Genomic DNA, 25,804 nt, shown 5'->3' with positions numbered 1-25,804 from the left:
TGAGGAGGAATGCCTGATGAGTGGCGTTACCGAGCATGTGGACGTTTCCGTTCCGGTGCGGACCGCGTACGACCAGTGGACCCAGTTCGAGGAGTTCCCGCACTTCATGGAGGGAGTGGAGGAGGTTCGGCAACTGTCGGACACGATGACCCACTGGACCGTCGAGATCGCCGGGGTGAAGCGCGAGTTCGACGCCGAGATCACCGAGCAACTCCCCGACGAGCGGGTCGCCTGGCGTTCCACGAACGGCGCGCAGCAGGCCGGTGTGGTGACCTTCCACCGGCTCGACGCGGACAACACGCGGGTGACCCTCCAGCTCGAGTTCGAGCCGCGCGGCGTGGTGGAGCAGGCCGGCGACAAGATGGGGATCGTCGATCGGCGCGCCAAGGGCGATCTGGAGCGGTTCAAGCAGTACATCGAGCGACGTGGTCAGGAGACCGGCGCCTGGCGCGGCAAGGTGGACCGCCCCCAGCCGTGACCCCCACCCCCGGATGACGAACGCCCGACGGCCGCCGGTCCCACCGGCGGCCGTCGCCGTCCGCGCAGCCTGCGCCGTTTGCGATAAGCGCGCCCGGGTACCGCGAGGACATGGCGAACAAGAACAAGGTGTGGCGGGACGAGGAACGGACCCCCCTGGAGGAACTGGAGCGGGCCGTCGCGAGTTCCACGATCGATGGGCAGGGCGACGACGTCACCGGCAACGACGCAGGTGAGGAGGCGGCGTTCGGTCACGGGCCGGAGGCGGCGGACCGGGACGGTCAGGCCGCCGGGGCCGGTCGGGAACCGACCGACCCGGACCGCGCATACCGCCCATCGACGACCGGACGTACCGGCCCGGACACTCTCTGATCTTTCAAAGGCCGCGGTGGTGCTGGCCGGGGGCCCGGGGGCCGGGGTGCCTGGCGGGAGGGCCTGGCCCGGCCGACGCCCGGCGGTCGCCCTTCGGCGGTCGCCCGTCGGCGGTGGGCCCAGCCCCGGGCGACGCGGACGGTCGGCCTCAGCCGGTGACGCGGACGGTCGGCTCAGCCGGTGGCGCGGACGGTCGGCTCAGCCGGTGACGCGGACGGTCGGCTCAGCCGGTGGCGCGGGCGGGCCGGCGGGACGCGGCCGCGTGCAGGACGATCAGCGCCACGGCGAGCGCGAGCAGCGCCGACCCGAGCGCCTGGACCGAGGTGTGCGACATGAGCACACCGATCCCGGCCGGGACCAGGGAGGCGCCCAGCGCGGAGGTGCCGATCTGCAACCCGATGGTGCGGTCCGCGTGGGCCGCGCCGACCCGCTCGGCGGTGGTGAGGGTGAGCAGCGGGAAGACCGGAGCGGCGGAGAAGCCGACCACCACCAGCCCGGCGACCGCCAGCCAGGCGGGCGCGGGCACGGCGATCAGCGCGGCACCGCCGGCCATGCCGAGCAGGCTGGCGCGCAGCACCCGGCCTGCGCCGAGCCGCTCGGCCACCACGCCCTGCACCACCCGGCCCACGAAGAGGCTCCCCCAGTAGGCCGACACGCAGAGCCCGGCGGCCGCGCCGGTCAGTCCCCGCCCCTCGGTGAGCAGCAGGAACGCCCAGAGGCCGGCGGCGACTTCGATCGCCACGTACACGGCGAAGGCGAGTGCGCCGAGCCAGACCGCGGGCAGGCGCAGGGTCTCCCGTACCGGGACGGACCGGACGGCGGTCGGCGCGGGCGCCTCCGCCACCACCCCGACCGATCCGACCGGCCCGGACACCGCGTCGCCCACCGCCGCGACCGGCTCGGCCGGCGGGTCCGGTACGGGGGCGGGGGTCCGCTGCCGCCAGGCCCGGACGCTCAACGCGAACGCGGTGGCCAGGGCGAGCTGCGCGGCGGCCACGATCCCGTACCCCCAGCGCCAGCTGAGCCCGGCGCCGAGCGCACCCGTCATGATCAGCGGACCGATGGCCACGCCGAGCCCGAAGAACGCGTGCATCCAGTTCATGTGCCGGGGCCCGAACGCTCCGGCGGCGTACGCGTTGAGCCCCGAGTCGATCGCGCCGGAGCCGAGCCCGAGCACCACCGCGGAGCCGATCACCACGGCCAGGACGGGGCTCACCGTGTAGCCCGTCAACGCCAGGGCCGCCAGCGTCGTGCTGCCCGCCAGCAACCAGCCCACGCCGATCCGGGCCAGGGTGAAACCGGCAAGCACGCTCGAGATCAGGTAGCCGGCCGTGCTGGCGGTGAGCACCAGGCCGACCGCTTCGGTGGGCACGCCGAAGTCGTTCGAGATCGACGGCCACCCGACGCCGATCAGGCCGTCCGGTAGGCCGAGGCTGACGAAGGCGAGGTACGCCAGCAGGAGCAGGGCGGCTCGGGGGCGCGCGTTGGGGGTGGACACGGAGGCTCATCCTCCGCCAGGGACGGCCGGCGGTTCGGCCCGGGTCCCCCGTACGACAGGACGGGACGCCCGGACGGTCCGAAAAACGGACAGCTCATACAGAATCGGCCGAACGGGGGACGGCGATCCCGACTTACCGCGTAAGACTTTCGGGATGCGACAAGGCTCCGGCATCCTCACCACGCGTCAACGCCGCCTGGCCTGGCTCGGCTTCCTCCTGGCCGCGCTCCAGGCACCCGTCTCCGCTTGGCTCGTCTCCGACGATTCGTGGCTGTTCAGCCTCTGCGTCGCGCTGATGGTGGCCACGGTGCTGATCGCCGACGACGCCCGCCGGCGCCCGGCCGACGCCCGCACGGGCGACTAGTCGCCGTCGCTCGGGCGCGCCTCGTGGCCGGGTAGGCCACGGGTTCGCCGCCGCTCCTTCATCTCCGCCTCGTAGAGGTGGCGCCGTCCGCCGACCAGCTGGTCGCGGGCGTACCGGTCCAGCTCGCGGAAGAGCGCGTAGTAGCCGTCGTCGAAGTCCTCGACGATCTGGAACGTCCAGCGCCCGGCTATGACGTTGCGCCCGAGCAGCCGGGTGTGGATCCGTTCGGCGATCTCCGGGTGCCCGGCGTCGCGGAACATCTCCACCGCGTCGTCGAGCATCAGGTCGGCGTGCCCGATCAACTGGTGCAGCGAGTAGAGGTGACCGCGGGCCCGTTCCACGCACTCCAGCGCCTCACTCAGCTTGCCCAGTGCCGCCACGGTGTCGTCGCTGACGTCCGGCGGCCGTCGGTGCCGCTCGTCGGGCCCGTCCTGCTGCGCCATCGCGCCTCCGTACTCCTGCCGTGCCCGTCGGGGCGGTTCCGCTCGCTCACCGGCGGGGTGCTCGGGCGCCGACCGGTGGCTGACCACACACCGCGCGGGAGGTGGAGGCCGGCCGGGAAGCGGGTTCGGTTAGCGTCGTTCCCCATGCGTGTGCCGTTCAACCGGGTAGCTGCCAGTGAGGTCGACTCGGCACGGTCCACCCTCGCCGCTCTCGCCGTCTCGGTCGGCGACGGGCTCGCCGCCGGGGCCGAGCACCCCGGCCTGCAGGCTCTGCTCGATCAGCACGCCGCCGCCGTACGCGACAGTCTCGACGCCGGCCTCCGTCCCCTGACCCTGGCCTCGCTGGCCGGGTACGCGGAGGGCGTGCTCGCGGGCGCGTCGGAGCAGGGCTGGCGGCCGACGGGCCCCCCGGTCGACTGGTCCGATCCGGACTGGCTGCCGATCCGGCTGCTCGCGGTCCACGCGCTGGCCCGCGCCCTCGACGGGGTCTGAGCCGACCCCGACGCCCTCCCCGGCGCGACTGCTGGTCCCGGCACGCGCCGGCCGCCGATCGGCACTGAGCAGCGCGAACGGTCGTTGCACGGCGCGCCGCGGCCGGCCGGGGCCAACGCCGGCGCGAGGACCGCCGGCGGCACGGGCCGCGACGCACCGAACATGATCGGAAACAGCGGGCCGCTCCTCGGGCTAGGCTGCGGGCATGCCAGGAACGGTCGGGCGCATTCCCACGCCGCCGGCGCCGCTCTCCGGGTCATCCACCCGGACCGAGGCGGCGGCCGCCGTCTTGGGCCACGACTGGGCCGGTACGTCACTCGGCCCGCGCCACTCCTGGGACCCGGCGGTACGGGCGGTCGTCGACCTCATCCTCGCCTCGCCGGTGCCGATGGCCCTCGCCTGCGGCGAGGACCTCCTCCTGATCTACAACGACGGCTACGCCGCGCTGATCGGTGAGAACCACCCGACGGCTGTGGGACGTCCCGCCGTCGAGGTGTTCCACGAGCTGTGGCATCTGCCGGGGGTCGGGAACGTCCTGGAGCGCATCTACCGCGACGGCGGGACGTTCCTGGAGAAGGAGAGCACCCTCCCGCTGGTCCGCACCGGCGGCGTGGTCGAGCAGGCGGTCTTCACCTGCGGCTACTCCCCGGTGCGGGACGGCAGCGGAAGCATCGTCGGGGTGCTCGCCGTGGCGGCCGAGACCACTCACGTCACCCGTCAGTTGCAGAGCCTCGGCGAGGTCGCCGCGGCGCTGGCCGGCACCCTCACCCTGGACGACGTCGCCCGGGTCAGCCTGCGCTACGCGCTCACGACGTTCGACGCCGATCGCGTCGCCTTCGCCGTGGACGAGGGGGGCGGTGGCTGGCGGATGGTCCGCCGGATCCGGGGCGAGCTGATCGACGAGGCCGACGAGCGGCTCCCGCCGCTGTGGCGGCGCACCGCCGCCGACTGGCCGGATCCGCTGGTGCAGGCGGCCCGGTCGGGCACCCCGCTCATCATCGGCACGGGCCAGCCGCTGCGGGAGTCCGCCGCCGACCGTCACGACCAGAAGATCGTCTCACTCGCCGCGATGCCGCTGCGCGCGTCTGTCGTACGCGGTGGGCTCTCCGTGGGCCACCAGGCCGCGCGGGTCTGGTCCGCCGCGGAACGCGCGCTGCTGGCCGCGTCGGCGGAGCTCATCGGGCAGGCCGCCGAGCGGGCCCGGCGGTTCGAGACCCAACACGGCACCGCCCAGCTGCTGCAACGCAGCATGCTGCCGGAGCACCTGCCGGACCTCCCCCGGCTGCGCATCGCTGCCCGCTACGACCCCGGGGTGGACGGCAACGCCGCCGGTGGGGACTTCTACGACGCCTTCCTGCTGCCCACCGGCCGGCTCGGGGTGGTTCTCGGCGACGTGGCCGGACACGACGTGCGGGCCGCCGCCCGGATGGGGCAGGTACGCGCGGCGCTGCGCGCGTTGGCGCTGAGCGATCCGCGTCCGGACGCCGTCCTCGCCGGCCTGGACCGGCTCGTAGCCAGCCTGGCCGCCGAGGCGGGCACGCCCGAACTCTTCGTCACAGTGGTCTTCGGGGTGATCGACGCCGACCGGCAGGAGTTGGCCCTGGCGACCGCCGGGCACCCGGCCCCGCTGATCCGGCGGTGCGCCCCGGACGACCAGCCGTACGCCGAGTACGTCGACCTGCCCGCCGGCGCGCCGCTCGGACTCGGCGCCCGGCCGGCCGTGGCAACCGTCCGGTTCGCTCCCGGCGACACGCTGCTGCTGTTCAGCGACGGTGTGGTGGAGCGGCGGCGGCAGAGTCTGAGCGCCGGTCTGGGTGCGCTCGCCGAGGCGGTGGCCGGGGCCGGCAGCGGCGACCCGCGGGCGCTCTGCGCGGTCGCCAGCGCGGCGGTCCCCGGGACCACCGAGGACGACGTCGCCGTCCTCGCGGTGGAGCACGCGTTGAAGCCCAGCCGGTCGGCGAGCATCGAGGTGCCCGCGGAGCCGACCGCCCCGGGCCGGGTCCGGCGCTGGCTCACCGCGCAGCTGGGCGAGTGGCGGGTGTCGGAGTCGGTGATCGGCGCGGCGGTGCTCTGCACCAGCGAGCTGACCACCAACGCGCTGCTGCACGCCGGCACCGCCGCCCGGGTGGAGATCGACCTCAGCGCCGAGCGGCTGCTGGTCTCGGTCGCCGACTCGGGTACCCGCGGCGCGGTCACCCGGGCGCAGACCGACACGTTGAGCAGTCGGGGACGGGGGCTCGGGCTGATCGAGGAGCTGAGCGACGCCTGGGGCACCGACCCGACGGTGCGCGGCTCGACCGTCTGGTTCGAGCTCCTGCTTCCCGCCGAGTGAACCGCACGCGCCCGCGCGTCAGTCCCGCCTGTGGCGGGTAGGAGGACGGCCATGCCTACCGACAACCCCGCCGGCGTCCTCTTCGACGTCGACGGCACCCTGGTCGACACCACGTACCTGCACACCGTGAGCTGGTGGGAGGCGCTGCGCCAGAACGACCAGCCGGTGCCGATGGCCACCGTGCACCGCGCGATCGGGATGGGTTCGGACAAGCTGCTCGACCACCTGCTCGGGCCCGAACGCGACCGCGACGCCGACGGGCGGCTGCGCGACGCGCACGACACCCTCTACGCCGAGTACTGGGAGCGGCTCACGCCGCTGCCGAAGGCCGCGGACCTGCTGCGGGCGTGCGCCGAACGAGGGCTGCGGGTGGTACTCGCCACGTCGGCCGCCGAGCACGAGGTCGCCGCATTGCGCCGCGCGCTGGACGCGGACGACGTGGTCGCGGCGGTCACCTCGTCCGCGGACGCGAAGCAGAGCAAACCGGCCCCGGACATCCTGGTCGCCGCGCTGGACCAGTCCGGCCTGCCCGCCGAGCGGGTGGTGTTCGTCGGCGACTCCGTGTGGGACGTCGCCGCCGCCGGCAAGCTGGACATCCCCTGCGTCGGTTTGACCTGCGGCGGGACCAGCCGGGGCGAGCTGGCCGGGGCCGGCGCGGTGGCGGTCTACGACGATCCGGCCGCCCTCTTGGCGACGCTCGACGACTCACCGCTGACCCGGTCGAAGTGAACCGCGCTCGGTTCCGCTCCGGCGTGGAGGCATAGCCGGAGCACCGACGGGGCAAGGTCTGTCACCACCTGCCCGCGCCTCGCGGGCGCGTCGGAGGTGGTGCGGTGGAACCGGTGGACGTGGCCTTCGCCATCGTGGGTCTCGGCGCCCTGCTCGCCGGCATCCTCCCCCGGTTGCTGGAGCGCCGGCCACTGTCCATGCCGATCGCCTTCCTCGGCTTCGGCATGGCGGTGTTCCTGCTGCCCACCGGCCTGCCGGTGCCGGATCCGCTGGCGCATCCCGAGGTTGCCACGCACCTCACCGAGATCGGGGTGATCGTCGCCCTGATGGGCGCCGGGCTGAAGATCGACAGACCGTTCAGCCGGTCGGGCTGGTCGTCCACCTGGCGGCTGCTGGCCGTCGCGATGCCGTTCTGCATCGCGGCGGTGGCCCTGCTCGGATGGTGGTGGGCCGGCCTGGTGCCGGCGACCGCACTGCTGCTCGGCAGCGCGCTCGCGCCCACCGACCCGGTCCTCGCCTCCGACGTCCAGGTCGGCGAGCCCACCGACGCGGAGGACTCGGAGGACGAGGTCCGGTTCGCCCTCACCTCGGAAGCCGGGCTGAACGACGGGCTGGCCTTCCCCTTCGTGTACGCGGCGATAGCCATCGCGAATACCAGCCTCGCCCCCGGAGACTGGCTGGCCCGGTGGTTCACGGTCGACGTGCTGTGGAAGGTCGGCATCGGCGTCGGCGGTGGCCTGCTCGTCGGCTGGCTGCTGGGCAAGCTCTTCTTCCACGCCCCGAGGCAGTTGCGGCTGGCCCGGCACGCCGAGGGCTTCCTCGCCCTGGCCGCCACGTTCCTCGCGTACGGGCTCGTGGAGGTGGTCGGGGGCTACGGCTTCCTGGCCGTCTTCGTGGCCGCCCGGGCGATCCGGGCCGCCGAGCGGACCCACGAGTACCACGCGGTGCTCCACGACTTCGCCGAGCAGGTCGAACGGCTGCTGACAGTGCTGTTGCTGCTGCTCTTCGGCGGCGCGGTGGTAGGTGGACTGCTCGCCCCGCTCACCGTCCCGGCCGCCGCGGTCGGCCTGGCGCTGGTCTTCGTACTCCGGCCGCTGGTCGGCTGGCTGTCGCTGCGCGGAGCACCGGGACGGCCCGCCGAACACTGGGTGATCGCGTCCTTCGGCATCCGCGGGGTCGGCTCGTTCTACTACCTCGCGTATGCGACCACGAAGGCCGACTTCGCGCGGGCCGACCTGGTCTGGGCCACCGTCGGGCTGGTGGTGGTCGTGTCGGTGCTCGTGCACGGCATCGCCGCGACCCCGGTCATGCAACTGCTGGACCGGGCCGGTGAGCGTACCGACGAGTCGGCGCCGGACCGCGCCGCCGAGCCTTCGGTCACTGGGGCGGCCGGCTGAGCGCGACCGGGCGGTGCCGCCGGCATGAACGGGCGACACCCGGGGTATTGGTACACCTGTTCGACGAAAGGTAGGGATCATGACAGACCGCAGCAGTGACGAGGCCGATCCGCGGGGCGCGATCAAGGACCCGGACGAATGGGTGACCGGGGCGGAGCCACCCACCGCAGCCCAGGAGTCCTACCTGGCCACGCTCGCCCGCGAGGCGGACGCCAAGGTGCCCGACGGGCTGACCAAGGCGGAGGCGTCAAAGCGGATCGACGAACTCCAGGAGGAGACCGGCCGCGGCCAGTGAACCCGGCGAGCCGGCCGGTGGCGTTGGCGCGAGGCCGGCCGGCACCGCCGCCCGCCGGGCCGGGTCGACTCAGCGCGGCGGGAGGCGGTGCAGTCGGACCCGGTCGAGCCGCCCCGCCGCCACCCGGGCGGACAGGTAGGTGGCGTGCGGCTGGGCCCGCCGGTCCGTCGGCGAACCGGGGTTGAGCAGCCGCAGCCCGCTTTGGGCAGTGGTGTCCCACGGAATGTGAGAATGCCCGAAAACCAGCAAATCGGTGTCGGGAAAGCGGGCGGCGCAGCGCTCCTCACGGCGGGTACGCGGCCCGGTCTCGTGCACGACGGCGACCCGCAAGCCGTCGAGTTCCACCCGGGCGATCTCGGGCAGCCGGGCCCGCAGCGCCGGCCCGTCGTTGTTGCCGTGAACGCCGATCAGCCGGCGGGACCGGGCCTGCATCGCGTCCAGCAGCGATTCGTCGACCCAGTCGCCCGCATGCAGCACCACGTCGGCAGTCTCGATGGCGTCCCAGAGCGGCTCGGGCAGGTCCCGGGCCCGCTTCGGCACGTGGGTGTCCGCGGTGATGACCAGACGCATCCGCTCATTCTCATCGAGTGCAACCGGCGGCACGCCGCCGCCCGGTGACGCTCGGCGCTACCGCGCGGGCGCGGCGTTACCGGACGACAGGGGCGGGAAATGGGGAGTCCTACAAGGGAGGAACTCATGACCAGTGCTTCGGGACCGACCTCCGGCTGGCGGTCCGCCCTGCCCGGCGGTGGCCTGCTTCCGTCCGGTCCGGCGGGCCGGACGGCGACACCCGGCGACGGGCAGGGCCCGGAGACCGGGCCGCCGACTGTGACGATCGGTTCGTATCCGGACTACCCGTCCGCGCAGCGGGTGGTGGACTACCTGGCGGACAACCGGTTCCCGGTGGAGCACACGGCCATCGTCGGTACGAACCTCACCCTGGTGGAGACGGTTCTCGGCCGGATGGACACCGGACGCGCGGCCCTGATCGGCGCCGGCGCGGGTGCCTGGTTCGGGCTCTTCATCGGCCTGCTCTTCGGCATCTTCACAGTCGGCAACTGGCTCGGCGTGATCGTGGTCGGGCTCGTGGTGGGCGCGATCTGGGGGGCCATCTTCGGCGCGGTGGCGCACGCGATGACCGGCGGGCAGCGGGACTTCACCTCGACCAGTTCCCTGCGGGCCGGCCAGTACGCCGTCATCGTCGACGCGAACCTGGCCGACCAGGCACGGCAGCTGCTTGGCCGGCTCGATCTCTCCGCGGCCGAGCCGAGGCCGAAGTCGCGCTGACAAGGCGGTTCGGTCAGAGCCGCCAGGGTCGGCGGCGGGCGCCCTGACTACCGGTCCGCCAGGTCCGGCCGGTGCTCGCGTATCCACGCCTCGACATCTGTGCGCTTCCAAATCTGGCCCATCTTCAACACCTGGTAGGGGGCCGGAAAGTCACGGCGAGAGGCCACCACGGACGCGCGGGCCCGCGAGACGCCACCGAGCATGTCTCGAATCTCAGCGATTCCCACGAACTCCACCACGCATTGACGGTAGGTATCGGCGATCGCCGGGCGATCGTAAACACCGGTCGGGGTTGACGATCGGCAACAGCGATAGCACGATAGGGGGATGGAACGAGCCGCCAAACGAAGCTCAGGGAACGCGCGGCCCTACGTGATGCCGCCGGGGCCGGAATCGCAACGCCACCCGGCGCAACTCGACCCCCACCGGCCACACCTGCCGCGGCGGCCGCTGTGGGTGTGCCGCGTGTGCCCGGACATGGATTGGCCGTGCCCGCCCGCCCGGCTGCTCCTGGCCGTCGAGTACCGGCGCAATCTCGCCGGGTTGGCGGTCTACCTGGGGCAGCAGCTGGCGGTAGCCATGGAGGACCTCGGGCGGCTGGACACCGGCAGCCCGCCGAACGGGAACGCCCTGTACGAGCGGTTCATCACGTGGATCGAGCGCAAACGGGAGGTACCCGTCGGCCGGCCGCGCGGGGTCGATCAGGGGCGGGTCGACCCTGAGCCGCCCGAACTCTGACCACCGGGTGAACCGTCGGGACCGGAGTAGGCAAGCTCCCCGGCCCGGATGGGCACGTCGACCCGGTTCTCCGGCGGCGCGAGCGGGCAGGCCCAACGGTCGTCGTAGGCACAGGACGGGTTGTAGAGATAATTGGCGTCCAGCCGGACCCGGTCGCCGGGCAGCATGGTCAGTCCCCGCCCGAAGGTGCCCTTCACCGTGTCGGTCAGGTAACGACCGCCGCCGTAGCTCTCCCGGCCGCAGGTGGCGTCGCGTACCGGCACGAAGAGGCCCCCGCCGTACGCCATGATCCACCACAGCGTGAGCGGGCCCCACGGCGTCTCCGCGACCGCGACCCGCCGGTAGCGGATCACGCCGTCGGGGCCGCCGGTGTCGATCTCCATCTCACCCTCGGCGGGCCGCAGCGGCGCCTCCACGACGGCGGAGGGGTTCGGCGGGTGGTAGCGCAGCCCGGCGAAGGCGGACCGGTCCTCCGGCGGCACGGGGCTCTGCGGGTGGTCGGCGAAGAGACGGTCACGTTCCGCGCGGAAGCCGGCCAGGTCGAGGTCGGAGAGGTAGAGCCCGGCGATCCGTTCCCGCCAGTCGGCCAGGTCGAGGTCGTTCACCCGACGAAGCCTAGTCCGCGCGAGCGGCCCGCGGACCGGTCGGCGCCGGTCGACCCGGTCACTCCCCCGGCCACGGGTCGGTGGCCAGGCGGGCGTGCAGGTGCTCGTCGTGGCGGCGGCCGTCGCCGTACCGGAAGGATTCGCGCAGCGTTCCCTCCAGGCGGTACCCGGTCCGCACGGCGACCCGGCAGGAGGCCGGGTTGGCGGTCGCGTGCAAGAGCTGGATCCGGTGCAGTTCGAGTTGTCCGAAACCCCAGCGGGTGAGCAGGGTGACGGCCCGGGACGCGACGCCGCGACCGCGCGCCGCCGGGACGATCCAGTAGCCGATCTCGGCTTCGTCGCCGTGGATGTGATGCAGCGACACCGAGCCGAGCAGCGTGCCGTCGGTGGCGTCGGCCACCGCGAGCGACGCGTGGTCCCCGGCCGACCAGTCCGCGCGGCTGCGTAGCCAGCTCAGCGTCCGCTCCTCGTCCACCGGCCAGCCCTGGGGATTCCACCGGGCGATGTCCGGATCACTCAGCGCCGTTTGAACCGCCGGGGCGTCGGCCTCGAGCCAGGGGCGAAGCACCAGGCCGGGGGCGGTCAACTGCATCTGGGCCACTCCGGAAGTCTGCCATGCCCGGAGGGCACCGGGCGTCTACAGTTCGTTCAAACCTGTAAGACCCTCCCCGGAGCGCCTTCATCCCCAGAGTGGTACAGCCAACTGCAAGATTGTTTAATTTTGAAAGAGTGCTACTGTGGGCGCTGTGACCGAGAGCCTGGACAGCAGCCGACTCGCCGCCTGGCGCGCGTACATCGAGTCCAGCCAGCGGCTGTTCACCCAACTGGAGGAGGACCTGCGCACCGACAGCGACCTGAGCTTCGCCGACTACCACGTGCTGGTGCTGCTCTCCGAGGCGCCCGGCCAACGACTGCGGATGGGCGAACTGGCCAACCGGCTCGTCTTCTCACCCAGCCGGCTGACGTACCAGATCTCCTCCATGCAGCGACGGGGGCTGGTCAGCCGGGAGCCGTGCCCGGACGACCGCCGGGGCAGCCAGGCGGTGCTCACCGCCACCGGGCTGCTCACCGTGCGGGAGGCCGCCCCCCATCACCTGATCTCGGTGCGTACCCACCTGATGGACGATCTCGACGACGACGAGGTCGCCTGCCTCACCCGGATCTTCGAGCGCCTCGGCGACCGCCTACGGGCGGCCCGGGACGCCTCGACCACTCACGCCAAGAACTAGGAGAGCCCGATGCCCGCGATCACCGTCGACGACGTACTCGTCCTGCCCCGCCTGCCCCGGCTGGACGAGTCCACCAACTTCCGGCCGGTACGCCGGCTGACCACCGCCCCCAGCGGCTTCGAGGGCGAGGGCTTCCCGGTGCGGCGGGCCTTCGCCGGTGTGCCGCTGAGCGAGCTCGACCCGTTCATCCACCTCGACCAGATGGGTGAGGTCGACTACGCCCCGGGTGAGCCGAAGGGCACTCCCTGGCACCCGCACCGGGGCTTCGAGACCGTGACGTACATGATCGACGGGATCATGGACCACCAGGACTCGAACGGTGGCGGTGGCACCATCACCAACGGCGACACCCAGTGGATGACCGCCGGCAGTGGCCTGCTGCACATCGAGGCTCCGCCGGAGCACCTCGTGGTCAGTGGCGGCCTGTTCCACGGCACCCAGCTCTGGGTCAACCTGCCTCGCGCGGCGAAGATGAACCCGCCCCGCTACCAGGAAATCCGGGGCAAGGAGTCGGCGCTGCTCACCACCCCGGACGGCGGGGCGCTGATCCGGGTGATCGCCGGCGAGGTGGCCGGTCACCGCGGGCCGGGCTCCACCTTCACCCCGATCACCATCGCCCACGTCACCATCCAGCCGGGGGCGCAGGTGGACATCCCCTGGCAGCCGGGGTTCAACGCCCTCGCCTACGTGCTGAGCGGACGCGGCACGGTCGGCACGGACCGGCGGCCGCTGCAGATCGGGCAGCTCGCGGTGCACGGCCCCGGCGACGCGCTGCGGTTCACCGCTGACGAGCGGCAGGACTCGCACACCCCGGCGCTGGACCTGTACCTGATGGGTGGTCAGCCGATCCAGGAGCCCGTCGCGCACTACGGGCCGTTCGTCATGAACACCCGCGACGAACTGATCCAGGCGTTCGAGGACTTCCAGGCCGGTCGGCTCGGCGTCGTTCCCGCTCAGCGGATGCCGCACACCGACGGCCAGGGCGAGCGTCCCTGAATCCGGTCGCGCATGGCGGGGCTCTCCGCCCCGCCATGCGCGAGGTCACGGGCCACGCGGGTGGTACTTGTCACGCGGGTGGTACGGGTCAGGAGACGGCGAAGATGCCGGCCAGGCCGAGAAGCACCATGACCAACACCGCCACCAGCGCGCCCCGCTCGCTCTCCACCGCCTGCTCGCGGTGCTCGGTCAGGGGGCTCGTCGTCTCGCTGGGCATGCTCTGGCCTCCAGGAAGTCTCGCGCCGATCAGGTCGGCCGGCCACGGCACCGGGTACCGGCCGGCGTGGGAAGCCCACGGCGGGGTCCTGCCGTGAGATCGGGGTCGACATCCTCAGGTGTGGTGGCGGGTTTCGTACCCCAGCCGATCGCGCCGACCCGCAATGACGGTTACCCCGCTGGGACGGCGGAAACCTGGTCGGGCCGGCAATTCACGACACGTTTGGCGAGGGCCCTCGGAGAAGCAGACTTTCGTCGACTGACCGGGGCCGAGGCGACCGGGTCGGGGCGGCCGGGTGACCCGTCGACGGATCGCCGCGCCGGTTGAGCGGTACGCGGTGCACGAGGCCGGCCCGAGCCGACCGCTCGGTGTTACCGGCTCACCGGGCGGCTCACGACCCGGGTAGCCGGCCGCCGGGCCGTGGCGGCGGCGAGCGCGCCTCCGGCCTGCTCGTCCGGCAACCCCGCATCCCCGGGATGTACGGTCGGGCCACCGGGGTAGGCGAAGGCGACCCGGGGCGAGTAGAAGCCGGCAACGATGGTGAGCGGATTGGCCGGGCGCAGCGCGTAGGTCGGGTGCTCCGGCTCCAGGAACTCGATCGATTCGACCTCGAAGGGCGACACCGGCTCGACGAGGTACGGGTAGATCGAGCTGAGCAACTGGCCGTCCCGCCGGGTGAAGTAGCGACTCTGCCCACTGTCGATCACGTGCCCGGTCTCCCCCACCCGGCACCGAATCCGGATCACCGGCACGCCGTCCATTTCGGTCTCGGCGACGAGGGTGTCGGCGCGCACGTCGATCGTGGTGCTCCCGGGGTACGCGGGGAAGCCGCGCATGCGGACGTAGCCGAGCACCCGTTCGGTCGAGGTGATGTAGTGCGTCCACCAGCCGCCCGGGGTGGCGCCACCGGGGGCGTCGACACCGTCCAGTGACGCGCCCAGGTAGGTCAGGTCGTAGGCGCCGAGGCCGGAGGTCTGGCACGCGTCGTCGACGACGCACTGGCCGAGAAAGACACGGCGGTCCGGGTACGGCCGCAGCCCGGCCGGCACCAGCGCGGAGACCGCGTCCGGATCCGCCGGCAGCCAGCCCACGTGGAGGAAGCGACTGTTCACGACTAGCTGAGGAGCAGCAGGGTCGAGCACGGGCGCCTCCATCCGACGACTACCAGCCGACGCTACGGCGGTCCCGTGCGTGGGACAAGGACGGAATGTCGACAGTAACGGCCTGATGTCGGCTTTCAAGTTGACCGCTCGGCCGAGGGTTCCTGTCGTCCGGCCCACACCCACCGGACGTCCAGATGCCCTCGGCGGTCCGCGTCGTGCCGGTAATCGCCCTCACAGTCGATGCCCGCTGTGTCCAAATCATCCATATCTCTTCTGGTTCGTCACTTAAGTACATCAGCCGTTCGGCTAGATTTTCGCAGGACCATCGGGTTAGTGTGACTACCGAACGGCCCATTCGAAGCCAAGACGAAGCGTCACGTCTCCATCCGCGGACGAGGTGCAGGGAGGACCACCCATGACCGCGCCAGCGACCATTGAGCACACGACGAGCACGTCCACCACGGCGGCGAAGCTCGACCCGCGGGCACTCTCCGACAGCGCCACCGACCTGCTCAACGCGATGGCCGCGCTGCCCGCCGACCACCCGTCGCGTCCCGCGCTGCGGGACCGGGCGATCGAGGCCTGGTTGCCGCTCGCCAACCACCTCGCCCACCGCTACAGCGGCCGGGGCGAGCCGACCGACGACCTGGCGCAGACCGCCGCCGTCGGCCTGATCAAGGCGATCGACAAGTTCGACCCGTCCCGTGGTGTCGACTTCGCCGGTTACGCCATTCCCACCATCATCGGGGAACTGAAGCGGCACTTCCGCGACCGCACCTGGGACATCCGCGTCCCACGGCGCCTGCAGGAGCTGCGACTGGCCATCTCCGACGCCAACAGCGCCCTGCTGCAAACCCTGGGCCGCTCCCCGACGGTCGCCGACATCGCCGCCCACCTCAAGATCACCGAGGAGGAGGTCCTCGAGGGTCTGGAGGGCGCCCGCGCGTACAACGCGGTCTCGCTCTCCACTCCGACCGGCGACGGTGATCGCGCCACCGAGCTGGGCGACATGCTCGGCGGCGAGGACGGCGAGTTCGAGCTGGCTGAGCTGCGGGTCGCCCTCGGCCCCGCCCTCGCCACGCTCGACGAGCGTGAGCAGAAGATCCTCACCCTGCGGTTCTACGGCAACCTGACCCAGTCGCAGATCGCCGAGCAGGTCGGAGTCTCGCAGATGCACGTCTCCCGTCTGCTGGCCCGAGCGCTGACCAAGCTGCGCGGACAGCTCGACGGCACCTACTAACCGGCATCCACCAGGGGGTGATGGCACCGGTGGCCGGGTCCGGGGGACCCGGCCACCGGTGTGCACGCCGGACGGCGGCACGCCTGGCCGCACCGGGCCGGGCCGGTACCGCGCCGGGCCGCCGGCCCCACCGGTGCGAGACTGGGCCGTGCTCTCCGACGTACGCCTGGACCTGCCGGTGCGCGCCGCGCTGCCGGCGGTCGTCGCGGCGCTGCGCACGACCGGCGCCGGAGTGCTGGTGGCACCGCCGGGAACCGGCAAGACCACGCTCGCCCCGCTGGCCGTCGCCGAACAGGTGGACGGCCGGGTGGTGATCGCCCAGCCCCGCCGGGTGGCCGCCCGGGCCGCGGCCCGCCGAATGGCGGACCTGCTCGGCGAACGGGTCGGCGACCGGATCGGGTACGCGGTACGCGGGGACCGGCGCGTCGGTGCGCGCACCCGCGTCGAGGTGGTCACCACCGGACTGCTGGTACGTCGCCTGCTGCGCGATCCCGACCTGCCCGGCACCGGGGCGGTGCTGCTCGACGAGTGTCACGAACGCCACCTCGACGCCGACCTCGCGCTCGCGTTCGCGGTGGAGGCGCGCGGCGCCCTCCGCCCCGACCTGTGGCTGCTGGCCATGTCCGCCACCCCGGAGGCGGACCGCTTCGCCGCGCTGCTCGGCGGCTCCGACGAACCCGCCCCGATCGTCCGGGCCGACGCGGCGCTGCACCCGGTCACCCGGATCTGGGCGCCTCCGCCCCGACCGGTGCCCGCGCCGGGGGCCGGCCCGGTCGACCGGGCCCTGCTCAACCACGTCGCGGCGACCGTCCGGCGGGCGTTACGCGAGCACGACGGCGACGTGCTGGTGTTCCTGCCCGGCGCGGGCGAGATCGCCGCGGTCGCCGGTCGGCTCACCGATGTGCGGGACACCGTCGACCTGCTTCCCCTGCACGGTCGTCAGCGCTCCGCGGACCAGGATGCCGCGCTGCGTCCACGACCGGCCCCGCCCGACGCCGTCTCGGCGGCCCGGCGTCGCGTGGTGCTGGCCACTTCGGTCGCCGAGAGCAGCCTCACCGTGCCCGGCGTGCGGATGGTGGTGGACGCGGGGCTCGCCCGGGTCCCCCGGCTGGACCTGGCCCGCGGCCTGGGCGCGCTGGTCACCGTGCCGGTGTCCCGGGCCGCCGCGACCCAGCGAGCCGGTCGGGCCGGCCGCGAGGCACCCGGGTACGTGTACCGCTGCTGGTCCGAGGCGACCCATGAGCGGCTGCCCGCCCAGCCGGGGCCGGAGATAGAGACGGCGGATCTCACCGGCTTCGCGCTGGACCTGGCGGCCTGGGGGCAACCGGACGGCGCCGGACTGGCGCTGCCCGACCCGCCACCGGTGGCCGCGATGGCGGTCGCCCGGGACACCCTCGCCACCCTCGGCGCGATCGACTCCACCGGCCGGATCACCGGACGCGGCCGGACCATCGCCGCGGTCGGCGCCCATCCACGGCTGGCCCGGGCCCTGCTCGACGGCGCTGGCCGGGTCGGCGCCGACCGGGCGGCCGAGGTGGTCGCCATGCTCGCCGAGGACACCGTCACCGGCCCGGCCGACGACCTCGCCGCCGTCTGGCGCCGGCTGCGCGCCGGCACCGACGCGACCGCCACCGCCCGCTGGCGCGCCGAGGTGCGCCGGTTGCGCGCCCTCCTGGACACCGACCCCACCGCCGCCGGTACGAGCACCGGGGCGGGACACCGGCTGCCCGACGACCTCGCCGCCGGGCTGCTGGTCGGGCTGGCCCACCCGGAGCGACTGGCCCGGGTCCGGCGGCCGGGCGGCTCCTCGTACCTGATGACCGGGGGCACCGCCGGGGAGCTGGCACCCGGGTCGGGCCTGGCCGGCGCCGAGTGGCTCGCGGTGGCGGTCGCCGACCGCTCCCCCGGCGCGCCGGCCGCAAGGATCCGGCTCGCCGCCGCGCTCGACGAGGCCACCGCCCGGGAGGCGGCCGGGCCGCTGCTGCGCACGGATCGGGAAATCGGCTGGTCGGGCACCGACGTGGTGGCCCGGGAGGTGGTGCGACTCGGCGCGATCGAGCTGGTCGAGCGGGCGCTCAGTCGCCCCGACCCGGCCGAGGTCGGCGCGGCCCTGCTGACCGGGCTGCGCCGCACCGGCCTCGGGTTGCTGGAGTGGACGCCGGCCGCCCGCGCGCTACGGGAGCGGTTGGCGTTCTGCCGGCACGCGCTCGGCGAGGACTGGCCGGACGTCGGCGACGACGCGTTGCTCGACGCCGCCCCCGTCTGGCTCGCCCCGGAGCTGGCCACCGCCCGGCGCCGCGCCGACCTGGCCCGCACGGACGTCGCCGCCGCGCTGCGCCGGCTCCTGCCCTGGGCGCAGGCGGCGCGACTGGACGAGGTGGCGCCGGAACGGCTCACGGTGCCCAGCGGCTCGCGGATCCGGATCGACTACAGCGATCCGGCGGCACCCGTGCTGCCGGTGAAGCTCCAGGAGACGTTCGGGTGGCAGGACGCGCCGCGCATCGCCGGCGGACGGGTGCCGGTGCTGCTGCACCTGCTCTCGCCGGCCGGCCGGCCGGTCGCGGTCACCGCCGACCTGGCCTCCTTCTGGCGGGTGGGCTACCCGCAGGTCCGGGCCGAACTGCGTGGCCGCTACCCGCGACACCCGTGGCCGGAGGACCCGACGACGGCCGTACCGACCCGGCGCGCCAGCCCCCGCCGGCGCTGACCCTCACTCCTCGACGACGTCGGCGATGACCACGGTGACGTTGTCCGGGCCGCCGGCCCGCAGCGCCAGGTCGATGAGCTTGTGCGCGCACTCCGCCCGGTCCGGATAACCGGCCAGCACCTCGGCCAGGGTGTCCGGCCGGACCACGTTGGAGAGGCCGTCGCTGCACAGCAGCCAGCGGTCATCGGCCGCGGGCACCATCGTCGCGTACGTCGGGGAGACGTCCTCGCCCTGCAGAGCCTGGGTGACGACGGCCCGCCGTGGGTGGCTGCTCGCCTGGTCGGGGGTGATCACACCCTGGTCGACGAGCATCTGCACGAAGGTGTCGTCCCGGGTGATCTGCTTGAGCACACCCTCGCGGAACAGGTAGGCGCGCGAGTCGCCGATGTGGGCGAGCGCCAGGCAGCTGCCGGTACGGGCGAAGAGCAGGGCGGTCAATGTCGTACCCATACCCTGCCGCTCCGGATCCTCGCCGACCGCCCGCCGGATCCGCTGGGTGGCCAGCTCGATCCCGCCCTGCAACGCGGCGACCAGGGCGTCCTCCGGTGTCTCCACGTCCAGCGGCGCCATCGATCCGATGGTGATCGAGCTGGCCAGGTCACCGGCCGCCATGCCACCCATGCCGTCGGCGACGGCGACCAGCCACGTGCCGGCGTGCAGGGCGTCCTGGTTGCCGCTACGGATCAGCCCACGGTCGCTCGTTCCCACGGAACGCAGCTTCAGGGTCATGGGTGGCAGCCTGCCAGGCGAAGGGCGCTGTTGTCTCTAGGGGATCCACCGTGACTCCGCGTGGCGCGGCGAATCTCACTGTCCGGCGCGGCTCCGGCGCGCCGCCCGCCGACGATCGCCGGTCCCGGCGCGTCGCGCCGACCCGCGCCACCCGGCGCACACCCGCCAGGGCCGCCACGAGGGACGGAGACCCGGTGAACGGCGGGCTTACCGTGGGGGCCATGGACGCATATCTGTGGCTCGCGGGCGCTGCGGTGGCACTCACGCTCACGGCGCTGGTGGTGGTGATGATGGTCCGGCGCCGGCGGCCGGTCGGCCGGGAGGCCGCGCTGCAAGTCGCCCGGCAGGCGATCCGGCAGAACCGACGGGACCAACAGGTCCGGGACCGGGGCACCATCCGCGGCAAGGGGTACGGCGGCTCCGACAGTCAGGCCACCAGCGCGGGCGTCAGCAGCGAATCCGGCGGCATGCCCTGACCCGGGGACGGCGTACGGAGTTCCGGGCGGGCGTTGACCGGCTCCTGCCCGTCGGGCGCTGAACCCTGCCGTCGAACCGGGGGCACGTCAGGCGTCGCCGCGGCCGTTCGGCTCGTCCACAGAGCCCGCCGGTCGCGGCTCAGCCGATCTCCTCGTCGACGTAGCACCAGCGCCAGGTCTCCCCCGGCTGTACCGAGCGCATGACCGGGTGCCCGGTCTCCTCGAAGTGCACGCTGGCGTGCCGGTACGGAGACGAGTCGCAGCAGCTGACCACCCCGCAGGTGAGGCAGGAACGCAGGTGCACCCAGTCGGTGTTGCCGATCGCCACGCAGGCCTCGCACTCGTCCACGTTCCGGGGTGCGACCGCGCCGGCCTCGGTCAGGTGTTCGCAGCTCACCGGTTGCCCTCCCGCCGCAGCAACGACTCCTCCAGGTCCAGGTCACGATAGGCCTGCACCAGCACCTCCTCCGGGATACGGCCGGTGTCCCGCGCGTTCCGGAACACCGCACGTTCAGCGTCGATCATCTCCTGCCGCAGCCGCCCGTACGCCTGCGACGGTGTCTCCCGCTGGGTGCCGCCCAGACGTTCCCAGGCCAGGTTGGTGCGTTCCTCCACCCCGCGGCGCAGCCGGTCCACGACCGGGGCCGGGGCGGTGCCGGCCAGTTCGTCCAGGCGTTCGCGGGCCGCCCGGCTGGCCTGCTGCTGGACCCCGGCCGCGGAGAGCGCGTCCTGCACCGGGTCGTCCGGCGGCAGCTTGAGCCGCCGGGCCACCATCGGCAGGGTGGCGCCCTGGCCGACCAGCGTGGCCACGATCACCGCGAAGGCCAGCCAGATGAACAGCTCCCGCGGATACTCCCGCCCGCCGGCGACGGTGAGCGGGAGGGCGAGCGCGGCGGCCAGGGTCACCACGCCCCGCATCCCCGCCCAGCCGATGACGAGGGGATACTTCACCGGTTTCCGCGCCGTGCCCCGCCGCACGCTCGGCACCAGCCGGGTCAGGTACGTGACCGGGAACAGCCACACGAATCGGGCCAGGAAGAGCGTTCCGAGTACTGCCGCCGTGACGCCCACCACGCGCCCGAGCGGCTCGTCCAGGTCCTGCAACACGTCCGGAAGCTGGAGGCCGACCAGCAGGAAGACCAGCCCCTCCAGGAGGAACCGGACCAGCCGCCATACCGCGCCCACCTGGAGCCGGGACGCGGCCGACATCAGCACCGGCAGCTTGTGCCCCAGCGCCAGCCCGGTGACCACGACGGCCATCACACCGGACGCGTGGATCTCCTCGGCGACGAAGACCACCGCGAACGGGATGATCAGCGAGAGCGCGTTGTCGAGCAGCGGGTCGGTGATCCGCTTGTGCACGAACCCGAAGAGCAGCGCGCCGAGCACGCCGACCAGCACACCACCACCGGCCGAGCGCAGCACCTCGATGCTCACCTCGGCCACGCCGACGGCCGAACCGACGGCGGCGAGCGCGGCGACCCGGAACAGCACCAGCGCGGTGGCGTCGTTGAGCAGGCTCTCCCCCTCCAGGATCGTGACCACCCGCCGGGGCAGCCCGATGCGCCGGGCCACCGCCGTCGCGGCCACGGCGTCCGGCGGGGCGAGCACCGCACCGAGGGCCAGGCAGACGGCGAAGGGCACCATCGGCAACAGCAGGTGCAGGACGAGACCGATCGCGACCGCCGTGAAGAGCACGAGCCCGACGGCCAGCCACAGGATCGGGCGCAGGTTGTGCCGGAAGGCCGGCACGGACGTCTCCAACGCGGCGACGTAGAGCAGCGGTGGGAGGATCCCCACGAGCACCAGGTCCGGGTCGAGCCGGACGTGCGGGAAGCCGGGCACGAACGACAGCACGAGCCCCGCCACCACCAGCACGATCGGCGCCAACAGGCCGAGCTTGCGGGCCAGTGCGGCGCCGAGCGTCGCGGTCGCCAGGAACACGACGACCTCGAAGAGTCCCTCCATGGGACATCAGCCTAGGCAACCACCGAGTATCGCCTGATCATCGGGCACGCAGCTTCGGGAGCACCTCCGCGCCGAACGTGTCCAGGAAGGCGCTCTGTTCCTTTCCGACGTGATGCAGGGCGATCTGGTCGAACCCGAGCGTCAGGTACTCCTCCAGCCAGCCGACATGCCGGCCGAGGTCCGCCGAGACGTTGACCACCTGGGTGACCCGCCGCATCGGCACGTCGGCCGAGACCACGTCGAAGTGCTCGGCCGTCTCCAGGTCCCAGCACACCGGCGGGACGAAGACGTTGCTGCGCCACTGGTCGTACGCGACGGCCTCCGCCTCGGCCTGGTCGGGCGCCCAGCTCAGGTGCACCTGCAGGTGCAGCGGTCCCCGGCCGCCGGCGTCCCGGTAGGCGCGGATCATCCGACGCAGGTGCTCCACCGGCGCGTTCACGGTGATCAACCCGTCGGCCCAGCCGGCGCACCAGCGGGCGGTCGGTACGCTCACCGCCGCCCCGAGCAGGGCGGGCGGCTGCTCGGGGCGGGTCCAAAGCCGCGCCCGGTCCACCCGGACCAACCCGTCGTGGCTGACCTCCTCCCCCGCGAGCAGCGCCCGGATCACGTCCACGCACTCGCGCAGCCGGGCGGCGCGCGCGGACTTGCGCGGCCAGCCGTCGCCGGTGATGTGTTCGTTGCTGGCCTCCCCGGTGCCGAGCGCGGCCCAGAACCGGCCCGGGTACATGGCGGCGAGCGTCCCGATCGCCTGGGCGACGATCGCCGGGTGGTAGCGCTGGCCCGGCGCGTTCACCACGCCGAACGGCAGCCCCGTGGCCTGGAGCGCGGCGCCGAGCCAGGACCAGGCGAAACCGGAGTGCCCCTGCCGGGCGCTCCACGGCGAGAAGTGGTCCGAGCACATGGCGGCGTCGAAGCCGACCCGTTCGGCGTGGACCACCGCATCCAGCAGGGCTCGCGGGTGGATCTGTTCGTGGGACGCGTGGAAGTTGAACACCGTCATGGCTGCGTTCCGTACCCAGGACGGTGCCCGGCTAAAGCTGACGATCGCCGGGCCGCCGGCGGTCCCCGGTGCGGCCACCCGGCCGCCGCCGGCGTGCATCCGTCTCGATCATCACGGCGAGACCGAGCGTGTCCAGCCGTCGGCCGCCGGGTCGGGTCCGCTACTCGGAGTGCGCGCCGGCCGGCCCGACCGAGCCGGCGCCCTCGCCGCCCACCCAGACCGTCTTCGTGTTGCAGAACTCCCGCATGCCCAGCGCGGAGAGCTCCCGGCCGTAGCCGGAGTTCTTCACCCCGCCGAAGGGCAGCTCCGGGTAGGAGGTGGTCATGCCGTTGATGAAGACGTTGCCGGCATCCAGGTCGGTGACGAAGCGCTCCTGCTCGTCCGGGTCCCGCGTCCAGGCGTTCGAGCCGAGCCCGAAGGCGGTGCCGTTGGCGACCTCGATCGCCTCGTCGTACGACGACACCCGGAACAGACCCGCCACCGGCCCGAACACCTCCTCCCGCCACATCCGCATCTGCGGGGTCAGGTCGGTGACCACCGTCGGTGGGTACCACCAGCCGTCCTGGTCCGGCACCTCGCCGCCGACCAGCACCGTGCCGCCGTTGTCGATCGCGTCGCGGACCTGGGCGTGCACCTCGTCGCGGCCACGCTCGCTGGCCAGCGGCCCCACGTCGGTCCGCTCGTCCATCGGGTCACCGACCCGCAGTGCGGCCATGTGCGTGGCGAACTTCTCCGCGAAGGCGTCGAAGACGTCGGTGTGCACGATGAACCGTTTCGCGGCGATGCAGGACTGGCCGTTGTTCTGGCAGCGGGCGGTGGTGGCCACCTCGGCGGCCTGGTCCAGATCGGCCGAGGGCATCACCACGAACGGGTCGCTGCCGCCGAGTTCCAGCACCGTCTTCTTCAGCTCCCGGCCGGCGATCTGCGCGATCGACCGGCCGGCGCCCTCGCTGCCGGTCAGCGTGGCCGCGCGTACCCGGGGGTCGCTGAGGATCTGCTCGACGGCGTCCGAGCCCACCAGCAACGTGGTGAACGCGCCGTCGGGGAATCCGGCCCGGCGGAACACGTCCTCCAGCAGCAACGCGGTCTGCGGCACGTTCGAGGCGTGCTTGAGCAGTCCGGTGTTGCCCGCCATCAGCGCGGGCGCGGCGAACCGCATCACCTGCCAGAGCGGAAAGTTCCAGGGCATCACGGCGAGCACCGGGCCGATCGGCTGGTAGCGGATGAACGCCCGGGTGGCGCTCACGGCGGCGGCGTCGGCGGGCTCGTCGGCCAGGTACCCGGCGGCGTGGGCCGCGTAGAACCGGGCCGCCTTGGCGCACTTGGTCACCTCGGCCTTCGCCGACGCGTACGTCTTGCCCATCTCGGTGGTCATGATCCGGGCGATGTCGTCGCGCTCCACGTCGAGCAGGTCGGCGGCGGCGTTCATCCACCCGGCCCGCTGGTCGACGGTGGTGCCGTGCAGTTGCCGGAACGCCAGGTCGGCCCGCCCGATCGCCGCGTCGATCTGCTCGGCCGACATCGGGTCGTACGTCTTGAGCACCTGTCCGGTGGCGGGGTTGGTGGTGGCGATGGACATCTCGGCCTCCTGTCACTCGAACAGTGAGTGCTTCGCGCCCGGCTCCTCGCGGCGGCGTGCGGCACGGCGACGCTGGATGATGACCAGGTCGACCACGGCGACCAGCGCGAGGAGCGCGCAGACCACGCCCAGCCACACGATGTTGGCCAGGAACGCCAGCACGGCGAAAATGGCCATGATCACCAGGCCGAAGCCGGCGAGCGCGAGCCGGAGGTTCAGCGCGCTGTACGCGTGCCCGACCGTGCCACGGGCGCGCCGGGGCTGCGATCTCGTCATTCCTCCGACCTACCCCGGGACGGACCGGGTTAACCGGGCTGACCGGGCTGACCGCTTCGCGCCGCTGCCGGCCGTCAGCCGATCTCGGCGAGGCGCGGCGCGATCCGCTCGGCGACCTGCTCGGCGAACTCGACCGGGTGCCGGTCCGGCGTCACCTGGACCTCGGTCACGCCGAGCGCGGCGTACTCCTGCGCGGCGGCGAGGAAGGCATCCGGGTCGTCCAGGGGATGAACCTGCATCGTGAGGGTCTTCTCGATGCTGTCGTAGTCACGCCCCTCGGCCTCGCAGTGCGACCGGAGCACGTCGAACTTGTGGCGGGCCTCGTCCACGCTCACACCGTAGAAGTTGCACGCGTCGGCGTACCGGGCGACCAGCCGGAGGGTCTTCTTCTCACCGTTGCCGCCGATCATGATCGGCGGGCGGGGCCGGCGCAGCGGAGCCGGTGAGTTGAGGGTCTCGGCCAGTTGGTAGTGCCGCCCCTCGAAGGGCCCGTTGTCCTCGCTCCACATCTGCAGGCAGATCTGCACCGTCTCCTCGAGCCGCTCGAAGCGCTCGGCCATCGGCACCACCGGCACGCCGAGGCCACGCTGCTCCCGCTCGTACCAGGAGGCGCCGATGCCCAGCCGGGCGCGACCGCCGGAGAGCACGTCCAGGGTGGTGACGGTCTTCGCGAGCAGTCCGGGGTACCGGTACATCACGCCGGTCACCAGCACACCGAGCGTCATCCGCTGGGTTTTGCCGGCGACGAAGCCGAGCGTGGTGTACGCCTCCAGCATCGGCTCGTCGACCCCGGCCGCTGCCTCCATCTGGAAGAAGTGGTCCATGACGGTGAAGGAGGCGAAACCGCCCGCCTCCGCGACCCCGGCGGCCCGGGCCAGGGTGGACCCGATGAGCTCCGGCTCCGGCGGGGTGGTGTAGGTCCAGTAGTGCAGGCCGAGTTTCACGACACTCCCTCTTTCCTGGCGGGACGGACCGGGTACGACGCCGCGTCGCCGTAGGACTCGACACCCGGCCGCGGCGCGGAACCGCCGCCACTCGGTGCGGGGTCTACCGCGTGTCCGGTTCAGCGTTCCACTTCGAGCGCTCGCGAGGTCAAGGCTTGCCGCAGGCTCACCCGGATTTGCCGACCGGGAGTGCGCCGGGCACGCGGGACCGGGGAGCTACCACATCGCACCGAGCAGTGGCAGGGATGTGCCGCATAGGCGACAGCGCCAGTCCGGCCCAACCGACCCCGCGCATAGAGTTACCGCGCCGT

30 protein-coding genes are annotated in these 25,804 nt (G+C 73.0%); 15 read left to right on the top strand and 15 right to left on the bottom strand.

The window, feature by feature from the left end; genetic code table 11:
* The first annotated feature begins 16 nt into the window (after positions 1-16).
* Both BXA10_RS11110 and BXA10_RS11105 read left to right on the top strand, forming a co-directional pair.
* Positions 17-478 (top strand): SRPBCC family protein, encoded by a 462-nt coding sequence (locus BXA10_RS11110; RefSeq protein ID WP_076470195.1) that lies wholly within the window; start codon positions 17-19, stop codon positions 476-478.
* A 110-nt stretch (positions 479-588) separates the two neighbouring features.
* A complete protein-coding gene (locus BXA10_RS11105; protein ID WP_076470194.1) occupies positions 589-849 on the top strand; it encodes a hypothetical protein in 261 nt (86 codons plus the stop codon).
* Positions 850-1,072: 223 nt separating this feature from the next.
* Here BXA10_RS11105 and BXA10_RS11100 read toward each other — a convergent pair whose 3' ends face one another.
* Positions 1,073-2,347, bottom strand: a complete 1,275-nt coding sequence (locus BXA10_RS11100; protein ID WP_076470193.1) for an MFS transporter — start codon at positions 2,345-2,347, stop codon at positions 1,073-1,075.
* A 154-nt stretch (positions 2,348-2,501) separates the two neighbouring features.
* Between BXA10_RS11100 and BXA10_RS11095 the strand changes: the two genes are divergently transcribed.
* Positions 2,502-2,711: a hypothetical protein gene (locus BXA10_RS11095; protein WP_076470192.1), complete on the top strand. Its 210-nt coding sequence runs from the start codon at positions 2,502-2,504 to the stop codon at positions 2,709-2,711.
* Here BXA10_RS11095 and BXA10_RS11090 read toward each other — a convergent pair.
* The gene (locus BXA10_RS11090; RefSeq protein ID WP_076470191.1) at positions 2,708-3,154 is read right to left on the bottom strand and encodes a hypothetical protein; all 447 of its coding nucleotides are present in this window, start codon (positions 3,152-3,154) and stop codon (positions 2,708-2,710) included. The two genes, BXA10_RS11095 and BXA10_RS11090, sit on opposite strands and share 4 nt — an antisense overlap.
* A 144-nt stretch (positions 3,155-3,298) precedes the next feature.
* Here BXA10_RS11090 and BXA10_RS11085 point away from each other — a divergent pair, with 144 nt between their 5' ends.
* The 5 genes from BXA10_RS11085 (at position 3,299) to BXA10_RS11065 (ending at position 8,399) form a co-directional block, all read left to right on the top strand.
* A complete protein-coding gene (locus BXA10_RS11085; protein ID WP_076470190.1) occupies positions 3,299-3,646 on the top strand; it encodes a DUF6401 family natural product biosynthesis protein in 348 nt (115 codons plus the stop codon).
* Positions 3,647-3,851: 205 nt separating this feature from the next.
* Positions 3,852-5,978 (top strand): ATP-binding SpoIIE family protein phosphatase, encoded by a 2,127-nt coding sequence (locus BXA10_RS11080; RefSeq protein ID WP_076470189.1) that lies wholly within the window; start codon positions 3,852-3,854, stop codon positions 5,976-5,978.
* Positions 5,979-6,029: 51 nt separating this feature from the next.
* On the top strand, positions 6,030-6,707 hold the full coding sequence (locus BXA10_RS11075; RefSeq protein ID WP_076470188.1) for an HAD family hydrolase: 678 nt from the start codon (positions 6,030-6,032) through the stop codon (positions 6,705-6,707).
* A 104-nt stretch (positions 6,708-6,811) separates the two neighbouring features.
* The gene (locus BXA10_RS11070) at positions 6,812-8,104 is read left to right on the top strand and encodes a cation:proton antiporter (RefSeq protein WP_076470187.1); all 1,293 of its coding nucleotides are present in this window, start codon (positions 6,812-6,814) and stop codon (positions 8,102-8,104) included.
* 79 nt (positions 8,105-8,183) lie between these two features.
* Positions 8,184-8,399 (top strand): DUF3072 domain-containing protein, encoded by a 216-nt coding sequence (locus BXA10_RS11065; protein WP_076470186.1) that lies wholly within the window; start codon positions 8,184-8,186, stop codon positions 8,397-8,399.
* Positions 8,400-8,468: 69 nt separating this feature from the next.
* Here BXA10_RS11065 and BXA10_RS11060 read toward each other — a convergent pair whose 3' ends face one another.
* Positions 8,469-8,969 (bottom strand): metallophosphoesterase family protein, encoded by a 501-nt coding sequence (locus BXA10_RS11060; protein ID WP_076470185.1) that lies wholly within the window; start codon positions 8,967-8,969, stop codon positions 8,469-8,471.
* Positions 8,970-9,095: 126 nt separating this feature from the next.
* Between BXA10_RS11060 and BXA10_RS11055 the strand changes: the two genes are divergently transcribed.
* A complete protein-coding gene (locus BXA10_RS11055; protein WP_076470184.1) occupies positions 9,096-9,686 on the top strand; it encodes a YflT domain-containing protein in 591 nt (196 codons plus the stop codon).
* A 47-nt stretch (positions 9,687-9,733) separates the two neighbouring features.
* Here BXA10_RS11055 and BXA10_RS11050 read toward each other — a convergent pair whose 3' ends face one another.
* Positions 9,734-9,925, bottom strand: coding sequence for a hypothetical protein (locus BXA10_RS11050; protein ID WP_425436048.1), 192 nt, complete (start codon positions 9,923-9,925; stop codon positions 9,734-9,736).
* 238 nt (positions 9,926-10,163) lie between these two features.
* Between BXA10_RS11050 and BXA10_RS31435 the strand changes: the two genes are divergently transcribed.
* Entirely contained in the window at positions 10,164-10,424 is a 261-nt protein-coding gene (locus tag BXA10_RS31435) for a hypothetical protein (protein ID WP_175649155.1), read from the top strand.
* Here the strand turns inward: BXA10_RS31435 and BXA10_RS11040 are convergent.
* Positions 10,388-11,029, bottom strand: coding sequence for a DUF1684 domain-containing protein (locus BXA10_RS11040; protein WP_076470182.1), 642 nt, complete (start codon positions 11,027-11,029; stop codon positions 10,388-10,390). The two genes, BXA10_RS31435 and BXA10_RS11040, sit on opposite strands and share 37 nt — an antisense overlap.
* Before the next feature lie 58 nt (positions 11,030-11,087).
* Entirely contained in the window at positions 11,088-11,621 is a 534-nt protein-coding gene (locus BXA10_RS11035) for a GNAT family N-acetyltransferase (RefSeq protein WP_076470181.1), read from the bottom strand.
* Positions 11,622-11,775: 154 nt separating this feature from the next.
* Between BXA10_RS11035 and BXA10_RS11030 the strand changes: the two genes are divergently transcribed.
* A complete protein-coding gene (locus BXA10_RS11030) occupies positions 11,776-12,258 on the top strand; it encodes a MarR family winged helix-turn-helix transcriptional regulator (RefSeq protein ID WP_076470180.1) in 483 nt (160 codons plus the stop codon).
* Between the two features lie 9 nt (positions 12,259-12,267).
* Entirely contained in the window at positions 12,268-13,254 is a 987-nt protein-coding gene (locus BXA10_RS11025) for a pirin family protein (protein ID WP_076470179.1), read from the top strand.
* Between the two features lie 88 nt (positions 13,255-13,342).
* Here BXA10_RS11025 and BXA10_RS32405 read toward each other — a convergent pair whose 3' ends face one another.
* Together BXA10_RS32405 and BXA10_RS11015 are read right to left on the bottom strand one after the other, a co-directional pair.
* A complete protein-coding gene (locus tag BXA10_RS32405) occupies positions 13,343-13,471 on the bottom strand; it encodes a hypothetical protein (protein ID WP_281251426.1) in 129 nt (42 codons plus the stop codon).
* A 371-nt stretch (positions 13,472-13,842) separates the two neighbouring features.
* The gene (locus tag BXA10_RS11015; protein WP_076470295.1) at positions 13,843-14,613 is read right to left on the bottom strand and encodes a hypothetical protein; all 771 of its coding nucleotides are present in this window, start codon (positions 14,611-14,613) and stop codon (positions 13,843-13,845) included.
* Positions 14,614-14,989: 376 nt separating this feature from the next.
* On the opposite strand from BXA10_RS11015, the gene BXA10_RS11010 reads away from it, so the two are divergent.
* Both BXA10_RS11010 and hrpB read left to right on the top strand, forming a co-directional pair.
* Positions 14,990-15,814, top strand: a complete 825-nt coding sequence (locus tag BXA10_RS11010) for a SigB/SigF/SigG family RNA polymerase sigma factor (RefSeq protein ID WP_076470177.1) — start codon at positions 14,990-14,992, stop codon at positions 15,812-15,814.
* A 148-nt stretch (positions 15,815-15,962) separates the two neighbouring features.
* Entirely contained in the window at positions 15,963-18,521 is a 2,559-nt protein-coding gene (gene hrpB, locus BXA10_RS11005) for an ATP-dependent helicase HrpB (RefSeq protein WP_076470294.1), read from the top strand.
* 3 nt (positions 18,522-18,524) lie between these two features.
* Here hrpB and BXA10_RS11000 read toward each other — a convergent pair whose 3' ends face one another.
* The gene (locus BXA10_RS11000) at positions 18,525-19,250 is read right to left on the bottom strand and encodes a PP2C family protein-serine/threonine phosphatase (RefSeq protein ID WP_076470176.1); all 726 of its coding nucleotides are present in this window, start codon (positions 19,248-19,250) and stop codon (positions 18,525-18,527) included.
* A 221-nt stretch (positions 19,251-19,471) separates the two neighbouring features.
* Between BXA10_RS11000 and BXA10_RS10995 the strand changes: the two genes are divergently transcribed.
* Entirely contained in the window at positions 19,472-19,726 is a 255-nt protein-coding gene (locus BXA10_RS10995; RefSeq protein WP_076470175.1) for a hypothetical protein, read from the top strand.
* A 139-nt stretch (positions 19,727-19,865) separates the two neighbouring features.
* Here the strand turns inward: BXA10_RS10995 and BXA10_RS10990 are convergent, their stop codons facing one another.
* From BXA10_RS10990 to BXA10_RS10965, 6 genes are all read right to left on the bottom strand, one after another.
* Entirely contained in the window at positions 19,866-20,123 is a 258-nt protein-coding gene (locus BXA10_RS10990; RefSeq protein WP_076470174.1) for a UBP-type zinc finger domain-containing protein, read from the bottom strand.
* The gene (locus BXA10_RS10985) at positions 20,120-21,694 is read right to left on the bottom strand and encodes a Na+/H+ antiporter (protein ID WP_076470173.1); all 1,575 of its coding nucleotides are present in this window, start codon (positions 21,692-21,694) and stop codon (positions 20,120-20,122) included. The genes BXA10_RS10990 and BXA10_RS10985 overlap by 4 nt, the downstream gene beginning before the upstream one ends.
* 37 nt (positions 21,695-21,731) lie before the next feature.
* A complete protein-coding gene (locus tag BXA10_RS10980; protein ID WP_076470293.1) occupies positions 21,732-22,694 on the bottom strand; it encodes a TIGR03885 family FMN-dependent LLM class oxidoreductase in 963 nt (320 codons plus the stop codon).
* A 160-nt stretch (positions 22,695-22,854) separates the two neighbouring features.
* Positions 22,855-24,273, bottom strand: coding sequence for an NADP-dependent succinic semialdehyde dehydrogenase (locus BXA10_RS10975; RefSeq protein WP_076470172.1), 1,419 nt, complete (start codon positions 24,271-24,273; stop codon positions 22,855-22,857).
* Positions 24,274-24,285: 12 nt separating this feature from the next.
* Complete coding sequence (locus tag BXA10_RS10970) at positions 24,286-24,549, bottom strand: DUF6343 family protein (protein WP_076470171.1); 264 nt, start codon at positions 24,547-24,549, stop codon at positions 24,286-24,288.
* A 74-nt stretch (positions 24,550-24,623) separates the two neighbouring features.
* Entirely contained in the window at positions 24,624-25,493 is an 870-nt protein-coding gene (locus BXA10_RS10965; protein ID WP_076470170.1) for an LLM class F420-dependent oxidoreductase, read from the bottom strand.
* Between the last annotated feature and the right edge of the window lie 311 nt (positions 25,494-25,804).

It is taken from the genome of Micromonospora avicenniae, assembly GCF_900156065.1.
GTDB classification, from domain to species: domain Bacteria; phylum Actinomycetota; class Actinomycetes; order Mycobacteriales; family Micromonosporaceae; genus Micromonospora; species Micromonospora avicenniae.
Note: the sequence above shows the minus strand (reverse complement) of the source record. Positions and strands in the feature narration are given on the sequence as shown.

Excerpts from the sequence above, each read along its gene's own strand:
- BXA10_RS11110 (WP_076470195.1), top strand. The coding sequence starts at position 17 with ATGAGTGGCGTTACCGAGCATGTGGACGTTTCCGTTCCGGTGCGGACC.
- BXA10_RS11105 (WP_076470194.1), top strand. The coding sequence starts at position 589 with ATGGCGAACAAGAACAAGGTGTGGCGGGACGAGGAACGGACCCCCCTG.
- BXA10_RS11095 (WP_076470192.1), top strand. The coding sequence starts at position 2,502 with ATGCGACAAGGCTCCGGCATCCTCACCACGCGTCAACGCCGCCTGGCC.
- BXA10_RS11090 (WP_076470191.1), bottom strand. The coding sequence starts at position 3,154 with ATGGCGCAGCAGGACGGGCCCGACGAGCGGCACCGACGGCCGCCGGAC.
- BXA10_RS11085 (WP_076470190.1), top strand. The coding sequence starts at position 3,299 with ATGCGTGTGCCGTTCAACCGGGTAGCTGCCAGTGAGGTCGACTCGGCA.
- BXA10_RS11080 (WP_076470189.1), top strand. The coding sequence starts at position 3,852 with ATGCCAGGAACGGTCGGGCGCATTCCCACGCCGCCGGCGCCGCTCTCC.
- BXA10_RS11075 (WP_076470188.1), top strand. The coding sequence starts at position 6,030 with ATGCCTACCGACAACCCCGCCGGCGTCCTCTTCGACGTCGACGGCACC.
- BXA10_RS11065 (WP_076470186.1), top strand. The coding sequence starts at position 8,184 with ATGACAGACCGCAGCAGTGACGAGGCCGATCCGCGGGGCGCGATCAAG.
- BXA10_RS11060 (WP_076470185.1), bottom strand. The coding sequence starts at position 8,969 with ATGCGTCTGGTCATCACCGCGGACACCCACGTGCCGAAGCGGGCCCGG.
- BXA10_RS11055 (WP_076470184.1), top strand. The coding sequence starts at position 9,096 with ATGACCAGTGCTTCGGGACCGACCTCCGGCTGGCGGTCCGCCCTGCCC.
- BXA10_RS31435 (WP_175649155.1), top strand. The coding sequence starts at position 10,164 with ATGGATTGGCCGTGCCCGCCCGCCCGGCTGCTCCTGGCCGTCGAGTAC.
- BXA10_RS11035 (WP_076470181.1), bottom strand. The coding sequence starts at position 11,621 with ATGCAGTTGACCGCCCCCGGCCTGGTGCTTCGCCCCTGGCTCGAGGCC.
- BXA10_RS11025 (WP_076470179.1), top strand. The coding sequence starts at position 12,268 with ATGCCCGCGATCACCGTCGACGACGTACTCGTCCTGCCCCGCCTGCCC.
- BXA10_RS32405 (WP_281251426.1), bottom strand. The coding sequence starts at position 13,471 with ATGCCCAGCGAGACGACGAGCCCCCTGACCGAGCACCGCGAGCAGGCG.
- BXA10_RS11010 (WP_076470177.1), top strand. The coding sequence starts at position 14,990 with ATGACCGCGCCAGCGACCATTGAGCACACGACGAGCACGTCCACCACG.
- BXA10_RS11000 (WP_076470176.1), bottom strand. The coding sequence starts at position 19,250 with ATGACCCTGAAGCTGCGTTCCGTGGGAACGAGCGACCGTGGGCTGATC.
- BXA10_RS10995 (WP_076470175.1), top strand. The coding sequence starts at position 19,472 with ATGGACGCATATCTGTGGCTCGCGGGCGCTGCGGTGGCACTCACGCTC.
- BXA10_RS10985 (WP_076470173.1), bottom strand. The coding sequence starts at position 21,694 with ATGGAGGGACTCTTCGAGGTCGTCGTGTTCCTGGCGACCGCGACGCTC.
- BXA10_RS10980 (WP_076470293.1), bottom strand. The coding sequence starts at position 22,694 with ATGACGGTGTTCAACTTCCACGCGTCCCACGAACAGATCCACCCGCGA.
- BXA10_RS10975 (WP_076470172.1), bottom strand. The coding sequence starts at position 24,273 with ATGTCCATCGCCACCACCAACCCCGCCACCGGACAGGTGCTCAAGACG.
- BXA10_RS10970 (WP_076470171.1), bottom strand. The coding sequence starts at position 24,549 with ATGACGAGATCGCAGCCCCGGCGCGCCCGTGGCACGGTCGGGCACGCG.